This is a genomic window from Massilia niastensis DSM 21313 (assembly GCF_000382345.1).
Classification (GTDB): domain Bacteria; phylum Pseudomonadota; class Gammaproteobacteria; order Burkholderiales; family Burkholderiaceae_D; genus Telluria; species Telluria niastensis.
Genome location: NZ_KB908103.1, coordinates 61919 through 79735, shown reverse-complemented (window position 1 = coordinate 79735; position 17817 = coordinate 61919). Strand labels below are relative to the sequence as shown.

Here is a 17817-nt window from a genome sequence, read left to right as displayed (position 1 = left end):
CAACGCAATGACCAACCACACTACCTGCTGTGCTGGCAAACGTCTTCGTCGAATGCTCGCCTTACCTGTATGGCTGAGCGCCTGCTCGATCCACTCAACTGGCAGATGCTCACCCAGCCGTTGCCAATCAGGAGCGGGAAGATCTGCGGTTACAAGTGGGAGGGTATCGGCTAGCATCGGAACCGCAGGTTAACAGAGCCGCTACACGTTTACAACAGCCAAATGATCAAAGGCGGCTTAACTTAACCGCATTAGACTCTGACCCTCATTATGGAAGTGCTGAGCCTGGCTGAAAAACAGGAGGGTCGGAATTGAATTAACGGAAACTTATAAAAGTTGTCTGTTAATTCGACTCTGACCCTGGCCGGCCGTCGCCAAGCCGTGGACAAGGCCGGCCGTGGGCGGCCCGAGGTTCAGCCGCGCCTGCGGCGCCCGGCAACCAGGCCCAGCATGCCCAGGCCCAGCAGCGCAAGGCTGCCCGGTTCCGGCACGCCGGCCGGCGGTGCGGTCTCGAAGTTGAAAGTGGTGCTGCCCTGACCGGCGAAGCCGACGCTCAGCATGTCGACGTAGCCGCGGAAGCTGCCGTTCCATCCCGAACCGATGCCAAACTCGATCCCGAGGATGGCGCTGCTCGCGCTCAGCTGGTCGGCATCGCCCGGACGCGGTCCGGCGATCCATTCGGCCAGCGTAGTGCCGTAGTGTTCGACGGTATGGCCCGGCGATTGCTGGCGCTGCCAGAAGTTGCCGCCCATGATGTCGCTGCTGACCCAGGCGTCGCTCGCCGTCGCGCCGTTATAGGCCTGCTCCCAGACCAGGTAGCCACGGTCGGCCGCCGTCGCCGCCGAGCCGTCCATGTCATACACCAGGCGCAAGGCCGGCGCCAGGTGGGCGGGCGCACTGCCGCCGCCGGCGCGGTACCAGTCGAAGCGCAATCCGTTCAGGCTGCCCAGGGTGCGGCCATCCACGAAACCCCAGTTGTAGACGAAGTCGGCCTTGCCGCTGCCGCTGGTCAGCGACATCTCGACCGACCCCTTGCCGTTGCGTGCGTTCTGGCCATTGATCTCGGCAAGCGTGGTCGACGCGTGGCCGGTGCTGACGTCGCGGTAGTTCGTCATCTGCCAGGCATTCATGGTGGGCGTCTTCACCATGTCGGCGGGAGTGACGATGACCGTGCCCGCCTGGGCGGCCCCGGCGCCGAAGGCGGCCAGGACGATCAGTGAATGAACCGGTACGCGCATGAGGGCTCCTCGAAGGAATCGGCGAATTTCTTTATCGAAAGAATAATACCACCAAGAAATTGAGGAGATTCAGACTTTTTGGATCATGGCTGCGGCGCCGGCCGGGCCCCTGCCCTTGGGTCGTCAATACAAAAAAATACAACTTTCCTTATTGCAAACGAGAATCATTATCATTCAATATCCACTTCTGCGAATGAGAATCATTCTCATTATTTGGCATGGGTGCCGTCCGTTGCCGCTGTGCGGCGCGGCGGCGTGATGAAACGACTTTGACTGGAACACTATGGCAGCCTCCCTTCCCGGCCTGCGACACCTCCCGACCCTGCTGGCCTGCGCCTTGGGCTCCCTGGCGCATGCCCAATCCGCCGCTCCCGATACCGTGGTCGTCACCGGCCAGCGCCTCGACAAGGCCGGCACCGTGACGGTGCTGGACGCCGAGGCCCTGGCGCGGCAAGGCGTCGCCGACATGCAGAACATGGCGCGCTATTCGCCCCTGGTCAGCGTGCCCGGCGCAGCCAGCGGCAGCGGCAACATCTGGGATGGCGCGGGCAACACCGGCTTCAACGTGCGCGGCGTCGAAGGCAACCGGGTGGGACTGGACCTGGACGGGATCGAACTGCCGGATGCCGCGCCCAAGCCGGACGCCTCGACCCTGAACGCCTTCGGCGTCGGCCGCGACTACTTCGACCCCGAGACCTTCCGCTCGATCAGCATCGTCTCCGGCACCGCGCCGAGCGGCCCCGGCACCCAGGGCCTGGGCGGCAGCGTCAGCTTCGTCACGAAAGCGCCCGAAGACTACGTCAGCGCGCAGCGTCCCGTGTATGCCGAGTACAAGTTCGGCTCGGACCGCTCGACCGACATGCGCATGCACGCCCTGACCGGCGCCGCCCAGTCGGGCGCGCTCAAGGCGCTGGCGGTGCTGGTGCACCGCGACGGCAACCAGGCCGACACGAAGGGCAGCGCCCGCGCGAACCTGGACGACTGGGATTCCGACGCCCTGCTCGCCAAGCTGAGCTGGTCGCCATGGGCCGGTCACCACTTCACGGCCACCATCGACGCCTTCCGCGCCCGCCACGACCGCGCATTCGACAACAAGCAGGGCGCCCTGTATCCGGACGGCGCCACCCAGGCCTCGCGTACCCGCCGCGACCGCGCCAGCATCGACCACCGCTACGCCGGCGCCGGCGCGTGGTTCGACAGCCTCGAGACCCGCATCTATCTCCAGGATGCAGAGGTGGAGGACCTCACCAGCGCGCGCTACCTGTTCGGCCAGCCCGCCCTGCGCAACATCGCGACCAGCTACGAGAACCGCAGCGTGGGCTTCGCCAGCAACGCCAGCAAGCGCGTAGGCCGCCATGAGATCGCATACGGCTTCAGCGTCGAGGACCTGGAAACCAGGCGGCCATGGCGCGAGGACCGCACCATCCTGGCCACCGGCGCGCGCCAGGTCACGACCAAGAACCGGATGGCCGACATGGACACGCTCAAGCTGTCGGCCTTCGTGCGCGGCGACCTGGCCCTGAACGGCTGGCTGTCGCTGATGCCGGGACTGCGCACGACCTGGCGCGAGATGAAACCCGCCAGCGTGGCCGGCTATGCTCCCGCCATCCCCAACGCCCGCCGCGAGCTGCGCAAGGAAACCGATAGCTACCTGACGCCGAGCCTGATCCTGCAGGCGCAGCTGCGCCCCGGCCTGGACGCCTACCTGCAGTACAGCCGCGGCACCCGCCTGCCGACCGCGGCCGAGCGCACCGGCACCTACGATTCGTTCAGCTATACCGGGGCCGGCAACGGCTATGCGGTGCTGGGCAACGCCGACCTGGAGAAGGAAACCAGCAACGCCTTCGAGCTGGGCCTGAAGGGCAATGCGGCGCGCGGCCTGCGCCTGCACGGCGCGCTGTTCGACACGCGCTACAAGAACTTCATCGAGTACGCGGCCCAGCCGGCCGATCCGGTCAACTTCCCGACCATCACCTCCGGCCTGTTCCGGCCCGAGAACGTCGGCAACGCGCGCACCTGGGGCGCCGAGCTGAGCGCCGAGGCCGACCTCGGCGCCTGGTCGGCGCCGCTGGCCGGCGCCACCCTGACCCTGGCCAGCGGCGTCCAGCACAGCAAGGCGCGCAACATCCGCACCGGCGCGAAAGGCGAACTGGCCTCCACCCTGCCGAAGAAGACCAGCCTGATCGCCGCCTGGGACGACCCGGCCAGGCGCGGCGGCGCGGCCTTCGCCGTGGTCCACGTGGACGCCAGGCAGGCCGCCCCGGACGTGATCGCGGGCGTGACCCAGCCGCGTTTCGCAGTGCCCTCGGCCACCGTGATGGACCTGACCGCCTACTGGAATATCGGCGCGCGCGCCGCCCTCACCGCCGGCATCTACAACCTGGCGGACAGGAAGTACTGGGATTACGCATCGTCGCGCGGCCTGCCGGCCGGCACCACGGCGCTCGCCGCCGCCGATATCGAGCGCCAGGCGCGCCCGGGCCGCTATGCGGCCGTCACATTCAAACTGATGTACTAACCACCCCGAGGAGAGAGACTATGAAAGCACCCCGTTACCTGTTGGCCGCCGCGATCGCGCTGGCCTTCACCCACAGCCATGCCGCCGCGCCGGCCCTGACCGAGCAATGGAACACGCTGCGCGCGCAGCAGCCGCGGCTCCAGATCCGCGACGCCGCGCGCCAGCTCCAGGTGTCCGAAGCCGAGCTGCTGGCGACCGGCATCGGCAGCACCGTTGTGCGCCTGCGCGACACCGACCATGCGCCGCGCGAGATCATGCGCCGCGCGCTCGACCTGGGCAAGGTCATGGCCCTGAGCCGCAACGAGAACGGCGTGATCGAGACCACCGGCGTCGCCATGCGCGTCAAGCCGAAGGATGACCCGGCGCCGGGCGCGGCCAACGACCCCGAACGCGAAGCGCGCATGCTGAACATCGCGGGCGGCTACCTGGGCGGCGAGATCGACCTGCGCTTCCAGTTCGTCAAGTGGAAGCACGCCTTCGCCGTCACCCAGCCGGGACGCGACGGCGCGGTCAGCCGCAGCCTGCAGTTCTTCGACGAGAACGGCAATGCGGTGCACAAGGTCTACGTGAAGGAGGACGCCGCCATCCCGGTGTTCGACAAGCTGGTCCAGGACTTCCGGCATCCGCGCCAGCAGGAGAAACCGGCCATCGTTGCAGCAAAGCCGAAGGCGGCCGAAAAGCCAGACAGCGCGATCGACGTCAAGGAATTCCACGAAGCCTGGAAGGACATGAGCGACGTCCACCAGTTCAACCGCATCGTCACCGAGTTCGGCATGACCCGCGAGCAGGCCATGCGCCTGGCCCCGGGCGGCGTGGTGACGAAGGTGACGCCGGGCGCGGTGCGCCAGCTGCTCGAACAGGCGGCCAGCCGGCAGGTGGAGATCATGGCTTTCGTGGGCAACGGCGCGATCACCCAGATCTACAGCGGCAAGATCAACAAGGTCGCCGCCTCCGAGGGCTGGTTCAACGTGCTGGATCCGAACTTCAACCTGCACCTGCGCGACAGCGCGCTGCGCAGCGGCTACGTGGCCAAGCGCGCCGGCGTCACCTCGGTCGAGTTCTTCGACACCAACGGCGAGCTGGTGGTGACCTTCTTCGGCGTGCGCAAGAAGGGCGAGCTGCCGCAGGGCTGGCTGGACCTGGCCGCGGCGCTGCCGAAGGCCTGAGCTGCGCCGCTCAGCGCGCCGCATGTAACTGGTCGGCGCGCCAGCCCCCGCCCAGGGACTGGATCAGGGCCACCGCCGAGGTCTGGCGGTCGGCCTGCACCTGCACCAGCGCGCGGCGCGCCGACAGCGCCGTGACCTGGGCCTGCACCACCTCGGTGTAGCTCACCTGCCCCGCCTTGTAGCGGTTCAGGATCTGTTCCTCGACCAGCCCGGCCGCCTCGGCCGCCTGGCGCCGCAGGTCCTGCTGCAGGGCCAGCACGCGGGTGGCCGCGAGCTGGTCCTCGACGTCGGCGAAGGCGCCCAGAACGGTCTGCCGGTAGCGCGCCACCGCGGCCTGGTGGCGCGCCTCGGCGCCGGCCACGCCGGCGCGCGTGGCGCCCGCGTTGAACAGGGTCTGCGCCGCCGACAGGCCGAACGACCAGGCCGCCGCCGAGGCCGAGAACAGGTCGCCGACCCGGCTCGCGGTATTGCCATACGAAGCCGTCAGGCCGAAGCTCGGGAAGTAGGCCGAACGCGCCACGCCGATGTCGGCATTCGCGGCCGCCACGTCGCGTTCCGCCGCGGCGATGTCCGGACGCCGCTGCAGCAGGAGCGAAGGCACGCCGGCCGGCACCTCCGGCACCACCACCTGCCACGGCGTGGCCGCCAGCGCGAAGTCGGCCGGGGCGCTGCCCACCAGCACCGCGATCGCATGCTCGAACTGGGCGCGCTGGCGTTCCAGGCTCAGCGCCTCGCTCTGGGCATTGGCCAGCTGGGTCTGGGCCTGCAGCACGTCGGACCTGGCCGCGATGCCCGCATCGAAGCGGTTCTGCGTGATCTGCAGCACCCGCTGGTAGCCCTCCACCGTGGTCGCCAGCAGCGCGCGCTGGGCGTCGGCCTGGCGCAGCGCGAAATAATTGGTGGCCAGCTCGCCCTGCACCGCCAGCCTCGCGCTGGCCAGGTCGGCGGCGGTCGCCTCGGCACTGGCGCGCTGCGCCGCCACCGAATTGCGCAGCCGTCCGAACAGGTCCGGCTCCCAGCTGCCGCCGATCGAGACGCGGTACTGGTTCGACGGCGAGCGCTCGCCCCCGCCGGCGCGGTCCGCGCCCGCGCCCAGCGACACGGTCGGGAACAGCGAGGCGCGCGCCTGCGCCACCAGCGAACGCGCCTGCTCGTAGTTGGCCACCGCCGCCGCGACCTCCTGGTTCGCGCTCGCGGCGCGCTCCGCCAGCCGGTTCAGTTCCGCATCGTCGAACAGGGTCCACCAGGGGCCGCGTTCGAGGGCGTCGCCCGGGGCGGCGGGAACCCAGCCCTGTGCTTCCTTGAAGGCGGCGGGTTCGGGCGCCGTGGGGCGCTGGTAGGCGGGACCGACGGCGCAGCCGGCCGCCAGGCTGGCGGCGAGCGCCATCGCTGGCAGGCGGAAAATAAGAGAGATTCGCATGGGCTTCATGGTTTGGCAGGGGCCGGCGCTTCGCCGTCGAGCGGATGGCGGGTCAGTTCGCGCTCGGATGGGCTGCGGGTGCGCAGCTTGTCGAGCAGGACGTAGACCACCGGCGTGGTGAGCAGGGTCAGCAACTGGCTGGCGATCAGGCCGCCGATGATGGCGATGCCCAGGGGGCGGCGCAGTTCGGAGCCTTCGCCGAAGCCGATCGCCAGCGGCAGCGCGCCGAGGGCGGCGGCCAGGGTGGTCATCAGGATCGGGCGGAAGCGCAGCAGGCAGGCTTCGCGCACCGCTTCCATCGGGGACAGGCCGCGCGCCCGTTCGGATTCCAGCGCGAAGTCGATGATCAGGATCGCATTCTTCTTGACGATGCCGATCAGGAGGAACACCCCGATCAGCGCGATGATCGAGAACTCCATCTTGAACAGCAGCAGCGCCAGCACCGCGCCGACGCCCGCCGACGGCAGGGTCGACAGCACCGTCACCGGGTGCACCAGGCTTTCGTACAGGATGCCCAGCACGATGTAGATCACGATGATGGCCGCCGCGATCAGGAGCGGCTGCTGCTGGTTCGATTCCTGCGCGGCCTTGGCCGTGCCCTGGAAGCTGCCGCGCACATTGGTCGGCATGCCGATGTCGGCCTCGGCCTGGCGCACCGCGGCCTGGCCGTCTTCCAGGTTGGCGCCGTCGGCCAGGTTGTACGACACGGTGGTGGCCAGCTCGCCGTCCTGGTGGTTGACCGAGGTCGGGGTCGAGCTTTCGGCGAAGCTGGCGATGGCGCTCAGCGGCACCATGGTCGCCATCGAGCTGGCCAGCGCCTGCCCGCTGGACGGATCGCGCGCGGCGGTCAGGTTCGAGGGCGTCGCCGGCGTGCCAGTCGTGCCCGTCGTGCCGCTGGCAGTGGTGGTCGTGGTGGTGGCCGTCGTCGTGGTCGTGGCGCCGGCGCTGGCGCGCGCCGGCACATGGACGTCGCGCAGCGCTTCCGGCGACTGCGCGTAGCGCTGCGCCACGCCCATCACCACGTGGTACTGGTTCAGCTCATCGTAGATATTCGCGACCTGGCGCTGGCCGAAGGCGTTGTACAGCGCATTGTCGACGTCGCGCGTGCTGATGCCCACGCGCGCCGCGGATTCCTTGTCGATGGTGACGAAGGTCTCGACGCCGTTCTCGGCCTGGTCGGTGTCGACGTCGACCAGGGCCGGCTGGCGCTTCATCGATTCGGCCAGGCGCGCGGCCCACAGCTTCAGGTCGGCCGCGTTGTCGCTCTTGAGCGTGTACTGGTAGGTCGAATTCGACGAGCGCCCGCCCATGCGCAGGTCCTGCACCGGGTTCAGGAACATCGACACGCCGGTGACCTTGGCCAGCTTGGGACGCAGGCGCGCGATCACGGCCTGTCCGGCCTCGGTGCGCTGGTCGGCCGGCTTCAGGTTGATGAACATGAAGCCGCCGCCGGCGCGCCCGCCGCCCGTGAATCCCACCACGGTGTCGACCGCCGGGTCGTCCTTGATGATGTTGACCAGCTGGCGCATCTTGGCCTGCATGGCCTGGAACGAGATGCTCTGGTCGGCGCGGATGCCGCCGCTGATCTGTCCGGTGTCCTGCTGCGGGAAGAAGCCCTTGGGCGCGGCCGCGAACAGGTAGACGTTCAGGCCGACCACGAAGGCCAGGATGATCATCACCAGCAGCTTGCTGTCGAGCGCCCAGTCGAGCGAGTGCTCGTACGCGCGCAGCAGCTTGCCGAAGCCCTTCTCGGACCAGCGCGCCAGGCGTCCCGGCTTGCGCTCCCTGTCGTCGCGGCGCAGCAGCCAGGCGCACATCATCGGCGTGGTGGTGAGCGAGATCACGAGCGAGATCAGGACCGCCACCGACAGGGTGACGGCGAATTCGCGGAACAGCCGGCCCACCTGCCCGCCCATGAACAGCAGCGGAATGAAGACCGCCACCAGCGACAGGCTGATCGACAGCACCGTGAAGCCGACTTCGCGCGCCCCCAGCAGCGCCGCCTGCATGCGGTCCATGCCGTTCTCGAGGTGGCGCGAGATATTCTCGAGCACCACGATGGCGTCGTCGACCACGAAACCGGTGGCGATCGTCAGGGCCATCAGGGACAGGTTGTTGAGCGAGAACCCGAGCAGGTGCATGACGCCGAAGGTGCCCAGCAGGGACACGACGGTCGCCACCGCCGGCACCACGGTCGCGCGCACGCTGCGCAGGAACACGCTCACCACCAGCACCACCAGCACCACCGACAGGATCAGGGTGAACTCGATCTCGTGCAGCGAGGCGCGGATCGAACTGGTGCGGTCCGAGGCCACCTGCAGCGCGACGTCGCCCGGCAGCTGGGCCTGCAGCGAAGGCAGCAGTGCGCGCACGCCGTCCACGGTCTCGATCACGTTGGCGTCCGGCTGGCGCGTGACCAGCACGATCACCGCCGGCTGGCCATTGAACAGGCCCAGGGTGTTGATGTTCTCGGGTCCGTCGATCACGTCGGCCACGTCGCTCAGGCGGATCGCCGCGCCGTCGCGCCAGGCCACCACCAGGTCGCGGTAGTCGGCCGCGCTGCGGCCGTCGCCGTTGCCAGTGCCAGTACGCGCCGGCTGCGAATAGATCTGCAGGCGCGTGCCGTTGCCTTCGATCGCGCCCTTCGGGCGGTTCGGGTTGCTGGCCTGGATCGCGGCGCGCACGTCTTCCGCCGAGACGCCGTAGCGGTTCAGCGCATACGGCAGCAGCTCGACCCGCACCGCCGGCAGCGAGCCGCCGCCGATCTCCACCTCGCCCACGCCCTTGACCTGGGCCAGGCGCTGCTGCACCAGGTTCGACACCGATTCGTAGATCTGGCCGGGGGTGCGTGTTTTCGAGGTCAGCGCCAGGATGATGACCGGGGCGTCGGAGGGGTTGGCCTTGCGGTAGGTCGGGTTGCTGCGCAGGGTGGAAGGCAGGTCGGCGCGCGCGGCATTGATCGCGGCCTGCACCTCGCGCGCGGCCGAGTCGATCTTGCGGTTCAGGTCGAACTGCAGGCTGACCCGGGTCGAGCCGGTGCTGCTGCTCGAGGTCATCTCGTTGACGCCGGCGATCACGCCCAGGCGCCTTTCCAATGGCGTGGCCACGCTCGAGGCCATCGTTTCCGGGCTGGCGCCGGGCAGCGAGGCCGACACCGAGATGGTCGGGTAGTCGACCTGGGGCAGCGGCGACACCGGCAGCACGAAGAAGGCGGCGATGCCGGCCAGCGCGATCCCCAGGGTCAGCAGGACGGTCGCGATCGGGCGCTCGACGAAGGGGCGGGACAGGTTCATGCGCCGGCCTCGCGTGGCTTGTTCGGCGCCTTGCCGGTCCAGCGCCGTGCGGTGCGGTCGAAGGCCAGGTAGATCACCGGCGTGGTGTACAGGGTCAGCAGCTGGCTGACGATCAGGCCGCCGAAGATGGCCAGGCCCAGCGGCCGGCGCAGCTCGGCGCCCTCGCCCCAGCCCAGCATCAGCGGGATCGCGGCGAACAGCGCGGCCAGGGTGGTCATCAGGATCGGGCGGAAGCGCAGCAGCGCCGCCTGGCGGATCGCGTCGAGCGGCGTCTTGCCCTGGTCGCGCTCGGCCTCGATCGCGAAGTCGATCATCATGATCGCGTTCTTCTTGACGATGCCGATCAGGAGGATGATGCCGATGATGCCGATCACCCCCAGCCCCTGCCCGGTCACCCACAGCGCCAGCAGCGCGCCGACGCCGGCCGACGGCAGGGTCGACAGGATGGTCAACGGGTGGATGTAGCTCTCGTACAGCACGCCCAGCACGATGTAGACGCACACCACCGCCGCCAGGATCAGCCACAGCTGGTTCGACAGCGAGGCCTGGTAGGCGCCGGAGGCGCCCAGGAAGCTCAGGCTGACCGAGGCCGGCATCCTGATCGCTTCGGCGGCTTCGCGGATCGCATCCACCGCCTGGCCCAGCTTGACGCCGGGCGCGGTGTCGAAGCCGACGGTGGCGGCCGGGTACTGGGCCACGTGGGTGACCTGCAGCGGCGCCTCGCGCTCGCTGATGGTGGCCACCGCCGACAGCGGCGTCGCCTGGCCGGAACCGGTGCGCAGCTGCAGGCGCGAGAGCGCGTCGAGCGACATCGCCTCGTCCTGGCGGGCTTCCAGGATCACGCGGTACTGGTTGGTCTCGGTGAAGATGGTCGAGACGATGCGCTGGCCGAAGGCGCTGTACAGCGCGTCGTCGATCGAGGCCGCCGTGATCGACAGGCGCGAGGCGGTGTCGCGGTCGATGTCGATGAAGGCCGCTGCGCCGGTGGCGCCGGCGTCGGTGACCGGATTGCGCAGTTCCTTGCGGGTCTGCATCTGCTGCACCAGCTTGTGCGCCCACTCATGCACGGTGGCGCTGTCGGCGCCCTCGAGCGAGACCCGGTACTGGGTCGGGCCGCTCTCGGCGTCGATGGTCAGGTCCTGGGTCGGCTGCAGGTACAGGGTCACGCCCGGCACCCTGGCCACCCGGTCGCGCAGGCGCGCGATGGTGTCATCCTGGTCGCCGCGGTCGGCCTTCAGGTTGATCAGCATGGTCCCGGTATGCAGCATCGTGTTGTGGGCGGCGTCCACGCCCACGTAGGAGCTGAGCGAGGCGACTTCCGGATCGGCCAGGATCTCCCTGGCGGCGGCCTGCTGCAGCTTCGCCATCTCCTGGTAGGAGATCGACTGGCGCGCCTGCAGCCGCGCCTGCAGCTGGCCGGTGTCCTGGGTCGGGAACAGGCCCTTCGGGATCACCACCCACAGCAGCGCGGTCAGCACCAGGGTGCCCAGCGCCACCACCAGGGTCAGGCCCTGGCGCATCAGCACCCAGTCGAGCGAGCGGTCGTAGCGCTGGATCACGCGGTCGAAGAAGGCCTGGGTCTTGCGGGCGAAGCGGCCCGGGTGCTCGTCCTCATGGCTGCGCAGCCAGCGCGCCGACATCATCGGCACCAGGGTCAGGGACACCACGCCCGAGATCAGGATCGTGATCGCCAGGGTGACCGCGAACTCGCGGAACAGCCGGCCCACCACGTCGCCCATGAACAGCAGCGGGATCAGGACCGCGATCAGCGAGACGGTCAGCGAAATGATGGTGAAGCCGATCTGGGTCGCGCCCTTGAGCGCGGCGTCCATCGGCTTTTCGCCCTCCTCGAGGTAGCGCGCGATGTTCTCGATCATGACGATCGCGTCGTCGACCACGAAGCCGGTGGCGATCGTGAGCGCCATCAGCGACAGGTTGTTCAGGCTGTAGCCGAGCAGGTACATGACGCCGAAGCTGCCGATCAGCGAGATCGGCACCGCCAGGCTGGCGATGACGGTGGCGCGGATGCTGTGCAGGAAGGCGAAGATCACCAGCACCACCAGCACCACGGCCAGCAGCAGCTCGACCTGCACGTGCTCGACCGAGGCGCGGATGCCGGCGGTGCGGTCGCTCAGCACGTCCATGCGCACCGACTGCGGCAGCCCGGCCTGGAGTTCGGGCAGGCGTTCCTTGATGGCGTCGACGGTGGCGATCACGTTGGCGCCCGGCTGGCGCTGCACGTTCAGGATGATCGCCGGCTTCATGTCGGCCCAGGCGCCCAGGCGCACGTTCTCGGCGCTGTCGACGACCGTCGCCACCTCGTCCAGCTTGACCGGGGCGCCGTTGCGGTAGGCGACGATCAGGTTCTTGTAGTCCGGGACCGTGACCAGCTGGTCGTTGGCGTTGATCGCATAGGAGCGGGTCGGGCCGTCGAAGCTGCCCTTGGCGCTGTTGGCGTTGGCCGCCGTGATCGCGCTGCGCAGGGTGTCCAGGCCCAGGCCGTAGGAAGCCAGCGCCTCGGTATCGGCCTGGATCCGCACCGCCGGACGCTGGCCGCCGGCCAGGGTCACCAGGCCCACGCCCGAGACCTGGCTGATCTTCAGCGCCAGGCGGGTGTTGACCAGGTTCTGGACTTCGGTGAGCGGGATGGTGTCGGAGGTGATCGCCAGGGTCAGCACCGGGGCGTCGGCCGGGTTGACCTTGGCGTAGACCGGCGGGGCCGGCAGGTCGGTCGGCAGCAGCGAGCCGCCCGCATTGATCGCGGCCTGCACTTCCTGCTCGGCCACGTCGAGGGTCTGGCCGAGGCCGAACTGCAGGGTGACCACCGAGACCCCGGCGGCGCTGGTGGAACTCATGCGTGTCAGGCCCGACATCTGGCCGAACTGGCGCTCCAGCGGCGCGGTCACGGTGCGCGCCATCACCTCGGGGCTGGCGCCGGGGTACAGGGTCTGCACCTGGATGGTCGGGAAGTCGACCTGCGGCAGCGCGGACAGCGGCAGGAAGCGGTAGCCGACCAGGCCGGACAGGACGATGGCCAGCATCAGGAGGGCGGTCGCGACCGGGCGGCGGATGAAGGGTGCGGAGGGACTCATCGCGTGCACCCCACGTCCGTGCCCCGATGACGTCGGGGCGTCATTGCTGCGCTCCCTGGCGCTGGCGGCCTTCGACCTGTCCACGCGTGCCCTGTCCTTGTCCCTGGCCCCGCGCACCCGCCGGACGATCCCCGGGCAAGGTCACCTTCGCGCCATCGCGCAGGCGGTCCGCCCCTTCCGTGATCACCTGCTCCCCCGCCTTCAACCCCGTGCTGATCTGCACCTTGTCGACGGTCGCCGCACCGCGCTTGACCGGCCGCATCGCCACCGTGCGCTCGGCCGCGTTCAGCACATACACGAAGTCGCCATTGGCTCCGTGGCGCAGCGCCGTCACCGGCACCACCACGGCGTCCTCGATCACGTTCACCTGCAGGCGCAGGTTGACGAACTGGCTGGGGAACAGCTTGCCGTCGGCATTCGCGAAGCGCGCCTTGGCGCGCACCGTGCCGGTCTGGACGTCCACCTGGTTGTCGAGCGCGGCGAAGACGCCGGTCGCCAGCGCGTCGGTGCGGGTGCGGTCCAGCGCCGTCGCGGGCAGCTTCGCGTCCTGCGCGATGCGCTGCTGCATCAGCGGCAGCTGGTCCTGCGGCACCGTGAACTCGACGTCGATCGGCGACAGCTGGGTAATGACGGCGATGCCGTTGGCGTCGCCGCTGCCGACCAGGTTGCCGACGTCCACCGTGCGCAGGCCGACCCGCCCGCCGATCGGCGCCTTGACCGATGCGTAGCCCAGGTTCAGCCTGGCCGTGCCCTCGACCGCGCGGTCGGTCATGACCGTGCCTTCGAGCTGCTTGACCAGCGCGGCCTGGGTGTCGACTTCCTGGCGCGCGATCGAATCCTGCTCCAGCAGGGTGCGGAAGCGCGCCAGGGTCACGCGGGCGCTTTCCAGCTGGGCCTCGTCGCGCTGGCGCTGGCCGCGCGCCTGCAGCAGCGCCATCTCGAACGGGCGCTGGTCGATCGTCGCCAGCACCTGCCCCGGCTTCACCATCTGGCCCTCGGTGAAGTGGATCTTCTGGATCACGCCCGAGACCTGCGGCCGCACCGTCGCGGTGGCCGCCGCCACCACGGTGCCGAGCGCGTCCAGGTTGACCGGGATGTCGGCGTTTTCCGCCGTCGCCACCCCGACCGTCGTCGCCGGGGCGCCGCGGCCCCCGCGTCCGCCGCCGGGGCCGCCGGGGCCGCCCGCCGCCGGCCCGGCGGCAGCGCCCGGACCGGCCGAGGCATCGGACCGGCCGGCGGCGGGACCTGCGGTCCCGCCCGTCAGGCGCCACGCCAGCAGCGCCAGCCCCAGCATCGCCAGCACGGCGATGACGGTGCCGACGATGCGGGCGCGCCGGGTGCGCGGCGGCCGGTGGCTCAGGGGCGTGGTGATCGGGTCTTTGGGGTTCATGTCCATCCTCGTCGTTGCGGGGCACGTATGCGTTCTGCACAGTACTGTTCCGACCGACTTTAGCATGGGGTTTTCCAGCGTTATGTTTCGTAACGTACATAACGCCGCCCCAGAACCGTTCCTCCCCGCAATGGCTTTACGCCGATTTACACCGTTCGGCGCAATTCCAGGCAAAACAAACAAAAACGGGTGCGAAATCCCTTCCGCACCCGTCTTTTCGCTGTAAGAAATGCTTACAAAGTCGCTACATTTCGTTTCATGGGATCTCGCACAGGCAGTGCGTGACGGCCGCGAACGGCTTGCGCCCGTCCGCCAGTTCCGAGAGGAAGGCCATGTCCTCGGCCACCTGGGCCACCGGTCCGGCCGGCAGCGCCTCTTCGAGCAGGCCGAGCTTGACCTGGATCGTCACCGCCTGGGCCGCCGAGGCGCCCATGAGCTGCAGGAAGCGCTCGACGCGGGTGATCGGACGCTCGACATAGGCCACGCGGTAATCCTCGCCCAGCCTGGCGCGGCGCGCGGCCGACTGCAGCGCGTCGCCATAGCTGCCCAGACGGTCGACCAGGCCGCGCTCCTTGGCCTGGGCGCCGGTCCAGACGCGGCCCTGCCCGACTTCGTCGATCTTCGCGACCGTGGTCTTGCGCGCGGCCGCGGCCTTGGTGGTGAACTCGCTGTAGACGTGGTTGATGCTGCTCTGGACCAGCTTGCCGAAGCGCGGATCGAGCGGACGCAGCGGGTTGTAGGCGTCGGCCAGCCAGGTGGTGGTCACGCCATCGGTATGGATGCCGAGCTTGTCGCCCACCTTGTCGGCGGTCGGCAGGATGGCGAACACCCCGATCGAGCCGGTGATCGTGGCCGGATCGGCGATCACCTCGTCGGAAGCCATCGAGATCCAGTAGCCGCCCGAGGCCGCCAGGCTGCCCATCGACACCACCACCGGCTTGCCGGCGGCGCGCGTCAGCTCCAGTTCGCGCCGGATCAGCTCCGAGCCGTAGGCGCTGCCGCCGGGCGAATCGACGCGCAGCACCAGGGCCTTGATCTGGTCGTCCTCGCGCGCATGGCGGATCAGGTTGGCGGTGGTCAGGCCGCCGACCACGCCCGGGCCGCCGATGCCTTCGGTGATGTTGCCGGCAGCGACGATCACGCCGACCGCGTCGCCGAAGGGCTTCTGCTGGTGGCGCGACACGTAGTCGTAGAAGCCGACCTGGCGGAACGACTTGATCTTCTCGTCGTAGACGCCGCGCTTGATCAAGAGATCGCGCACCTCGTCGCGGGTCTTCAGGCCGTCGACCAGTTTCGCCTGCAGCGCCACCTGGGCGGCGTTGCCGCCGGCCGCTTCCATCTGCTGCGGCAGCGTCTCGATGAAGGACGCGACGCTGCCTTCGGGCAGCTTGCGGTTCTTCTCGACCAGGCCGGTATAGCCGCTCCACAGGGCGTTGTACAGGTAGCTGTCGGCTTCGCGCGCGGCGTCCGACGGGCCGTTGGCGATGTAGGGTTCGGCGAAGCTCTTGTAGGTGCCGACCTTGATCAGGTTGACCGTCACGCCCAGCTTGTCGAGCGCGTCGCGATAGTAATTCTTGTGGCGCCCGAAACCTTCGATCAGCACCATGCCCATCGGATGGATGTAGACCTCGTTCGCGTGGGAGGCCACCAGGTAGCGTTTCTGGTCGTACTGACCGCTCCAGGCCACGACTTTCTTGCCGCCCGCCTTGACGCGGTCGACCGCGGCGCCGAATTCGCGCAGCATGGCCAGGCCCCCGCCCTCCATCTCGTCGAGCAGCAGCACGACGGTGGAGATGTGCGGGTCCTTGGCGGCCTCGTCCAGCGCCACCAGCACGTCGCGCAGGCGCACGGTGCGCTTGCTGTCGCCGCCCACGCTGTCGAGCACGGTTTCGCGCAGGGTGGTCTGGTACTGCTCGACCAGGTCGCCTTTCAGTTCCAGCACCAGCGTCGTGTTCTTGCTCAGTGGCTTGACGCCGCTGCCGCCGAAGACCATCCAGGCCAGCAGGATGATAAACAGCAGGAACAGCAGGTTGAAGAAGGTCCGGCGGGTGGCGTCGAGCGCGCTCCACAACCAGCCGAACCCGCGCCGCAGGGCGCTGAAGGGTTTGAAGGCCATCAAAACTCCGTTAGAAAGTGACGCCGGGATTACGCGGCGACGGCGGCCGGACCGGCCCCGGCCTGTGCGCGCTGCGAGATCGCGAACAGGCCGGCATAGACCAGTATGCCATTTACCATGAGCAATTCCAGCCCGAGTCGATACGAGCCGAGCAGGTATTCCTGATTGTACTCAAGGAGCGCGCAAAGAACCGGTGCGCCAATCGTGACGAACGGCACCAGGCGGTCGGTCAGGGTGCGGCGGGTCAGCATGCCGAAGGCGAACAGGCCCAGCAGCGGGCCATAGGTATAGCTGGCCAGTTTCAGGATCACCACGATCATGCTCGGGCTGTCGGCCACCTTGAAGGCCATCACCAGCAGCAGGAACAGGAAGGCGAAGCCCAGGTGCACGTGGCGGCGCAGGCGTTCCTTGCCCGCTTCGCTCAGGTCGGTGCGGCGCTTGATGCCCAGGATGTCGATGCAGAACGAGGAGGTGAGCGCCGTGATGGCGCCGTCCGCGCTCGGGAACAGCGCCGAGATCAGGGCGACCAGGAAGATGATCTGCACCGTGGCCGGCAGGTGGCCCATCACCACGGCCGGGAAGATCTTGTCGCCGGTGACGGCCACGCCGGCGGCGGGCGCGTACAGGTAGAGCAGGCCGCCCAGGAACAGGAAGGACATCAGCACCACCACCAGCACCGCCGTCAGGCTCAAGAGATTCTTCTGCGAGTCGCCCAGGGTCTTCACCGAAATGGTCTTCTGCATCATCTCCTGGTCCATGCCGGTCATGGTCAGCACGATGAAGGCGCCGGCCAGGATCTGCTTGAGGAAGAAGTTGGGGCTGTCGAAGTCCATCGTGAAGATGCGCGACAGGCCCTGCGACTGCATCTGGTTCAGGCTCTCGGGAATCGACATGCCCAGTTCGTTCAGCAGGAACCAGACGCAGGCGAACAGGCCGAACAGCATGCAGGTGGTTTGCAGGGTGTCGGTCCAGACGATGGTCTTGACGCCGCCCTGGTAGGTGTACATCAGGATCATGCCCAGGATGACCAGGGTGGTGATCCAGAACGGAATGCCCAGGCTGTCGAGGATGATCGCCTGCAGGATATTGACTACTAAATAGAGACGCGCGGTGGCGCCCAGCAGGCGCGAGATGATGAAGAAGCCCGCCCCGCTCTGGTAGGCGCGGCGCCCGAGGCGCACGTCGAGGTAGTGGTAGATCGAGGTCAGCTTGAGCCGGTAGTACAGCGGCAGCAGGATGTAGGCGACGGCGATGTAGCCGATCACGTAGCCGATCAGGATCTGGGCGTAGCCGAAGCCGTCGGCCCCGACCGCGCCCGGCACGCTGATGAAGGTGGCGCCGGACAGGGTGGTGCCGACCATGCCGAAGGCGACCAGCATCCAGTTGCTGCTCTTGTTACCGATGAAGAAGCTGTCGTTGTTGGCGTTGCGCGAGGTCGCCCAGGCGACCGCGAGCAAGAGGGCGAAATAGGCGATGAGGATGCAAAAAAGTAGAACCGGAGACATGGGGAACCAGTGGGGTTGTCGTTTCGCCCAGCAATATACACCGAAGCGTCATCCATGTCGCCGCCGGCCGGCCGCCCCT

The 17817-nt window shown here is 68.5% G+C and carries 10 protein-coding genes; 2 read left to right on the top strand and 8 right to left on the bottom strand.

The window, feature by feature from the left end; genetic code table 11:
* Both H162_RS33285 and H162_RS35310 read right to left on the bottom strand, forming a co-directional pair.
* Positions 1-177, bottom strand: a 177-nt coding sequence (locus H162_RS33285; RefSeq protein WP_211223712.1) for a transposase domain-containing protein, incomplete at its 3' end; no start/stop codon positions are given.
* Between the two features lie 236 nt (positions 178-413).
* Positions 414-1238: a PEP-CTERM sorting domain-containing protein gene (locus H162_RS35310; protein WP_020654682.1), complete on the bottom strand. Its 825-nt coding sequence runs from the start codon at positions 1236-1238 to the stop codon at positions 414-416.
* A 283-nt stretch (positions 1239-1521) separates the two neighbouring features.
* On the opposite strand from H162_RS35310, the gene H162_RS0116960 reads away from it, so the two are divergent.
* Together H162_RS0116960 and H162_RS0116955 are read left to right on the top strand one after the other, a co-directional pair.
* A complete protein-coding gene (locus H162_RS0116960; RefSeq protein ID WP_020654681.1) occupies positions 1522-3756 on the top strand; it encodes a TonB-dependent receptor domain-containing protein in 2235 nt (744 codons plus the stop codon).
* Between the two features lie 20 nt (positions 3757-3776).
* Positions 3777-4922, top strand: a complete 1146-nt coding sequence (locus H162_RS0116955) for a hemin-degrading factor (RefSeq protein ID WP_020654680.1) — start codon at positions 3777-3779, stop codon at positions 4920-4922.
* A 10-nt stretch (positions 4923-4932) separates the two neighbouring features.
* On the opposite strand, the gene H162_RS0116950 is transcribed toward H162_RS0116955, so the two are convergent.
* The 6 genes from H162_RS0116950 to H162_RS0116925 all read right to left on the bottom strand — a co-directional run bounded on the left by H162_RS0116950 (position 4933) and on the right by H162_RS0116925 (position 17738).
* On the bottom strand, positions 4933-6351 hold the full coding sequence (locus tag H162_RS0116950; RefSeq protein ID WP_026354756.1) for an efflux transporter outer membrane subunit: 1419 nt from the start codon (positions 6349-6351) through the stop codon (positions 4933-4935).
* Positions 6348-9635, bottom strand: coding sequence for an efflux RND transporter permease subunit (locus H162_RS0116945; RefSeq protein ID WP_020654678.1), 3288 nt, complete (start codon positions 9633-9635; stop codon positions 6348-6350). Before H162_RS0116945 ends, H162_RS0116950 begins: the two co-directional genes overlap by 4 nt.
* Positions 9632-12727 (bottom strand): efflux RND transporter permease subunit, encoded by a 3096-nt coding sequence (locus tag H162_RS0116940; RefSeq protein WP_020654677.1) that lies wholly within the window; start codon positions 12725-12727, stop codon positions 9632-9634. The genes H162_RS0116945 and H162_RS0116940 overlap by 4 nt, the downstream gene beginning before the upstream one ends.
* 40 nt (positions 12728-12767) lie before the next feature.
* Positions 12768-14117: an efflux RND transporter periplasmic adaptor subunit gene (locus tag H162_RS0116935; RefSeq protein WP_020654676.1), complete on the bottom strand. Its 1350-nt coding sequence runs from the start codon at positions 14115-14117 to the stop codon at positions 12768-12770.
* Positions 14118-14373: 256 nt separating this feature from the next.
* Complete coding sequence (sppA, locus tag H162_RS0116930) at positions 14374-16233, bottom strand: signal peptide peptidase SppA (protein ID WP_020654675.1); 1860 nt, start codon at positions 16231-16233, stop codon at positions 14374-14376.
* Positions 16234-16262: 29 nt separating this feature from the next.
* Positions 16263-17738 carry a sodium:solute symporter gene (locus H162_RS0116925; protein WP_026354754.1) on the bottom strand — a complete coding sequence of 492 codons (1476 nt, stop codon included), beginning with the start codon at positions 17736-17738 and terminating at the stop codon, positions 16263-16265.
* Positions 17739-17817 lie beyond the last annotated feature (79 nt).

Excerpts from the sequence above, each read along its gene's own strand:
- H162_RS0116925 (WP_026354754.1), bottom strand. The coding sequence starts at position 17,738 with ATGTCTCCGGTTCTACTTTTTTGCATCCTCATCGCCTATTTCGCCCTC.
- H162_RS35310 (WP_020654682.1), bottom strand. The coding sequence starts at position 1,238 with ATGCGCGTACCGGTTCATTCACTGATCGTCCTGGCCGCCTTCGGCGCC.
- H162_RS0116955 (WP_020654680.1), top strand. The coding sequence starts at position 3,777 with ATGAAAGCACCCCGTTACCTGTTGGCCGCCGCGATCGCGCTGGCCTTC.
- sppA (WP_020654675.1), bottom strand. The coding sequence starts at position 16,233 with ATGGCCTTCAAACCCTTCAGCGCCCTGCGGCGCGGGTTCGGCTGGTTG.
- H162_RS0116960 (WP_020654681.1), top strand. The coding sequence starts at position 1,522 with ATGGCAGCCTCCCTTCCCGGCCTGCGACACCTCCCGACCCTGCTGGCC.
- H162_RS0116950 (WP_026354756.1), bottom strand. The coding sequence starts at position 6,351 with ATGAAGCCCATGCGAATCTCTCTTATTTTCCGCCTGCCAGCGATGGCG.
- H162_RS0116940 (WP_020654677.1), bottom strand. The coding sequence starts at position 12,727 with ATGAGTCCCTCCGCACCCTTCATCCGCCGCCCGGTCGCGACCGCCCTC.
- H162_RS0116935 (WP_020654676.1), bottom strand. The coding sequence starts at position 14,117 with ATGAACCCCAAAGACCCGATCACCACGCCCCTGAGCCACCGGCCGCCG.
- H162_RS0116945 (WP_020654678.1), bottom strand. The coding sequence starts at position 9,635 with ATGAACCTGTCCCGCCCCTTCGTCGAGCGCCCGATCGCGACCGTCCTG.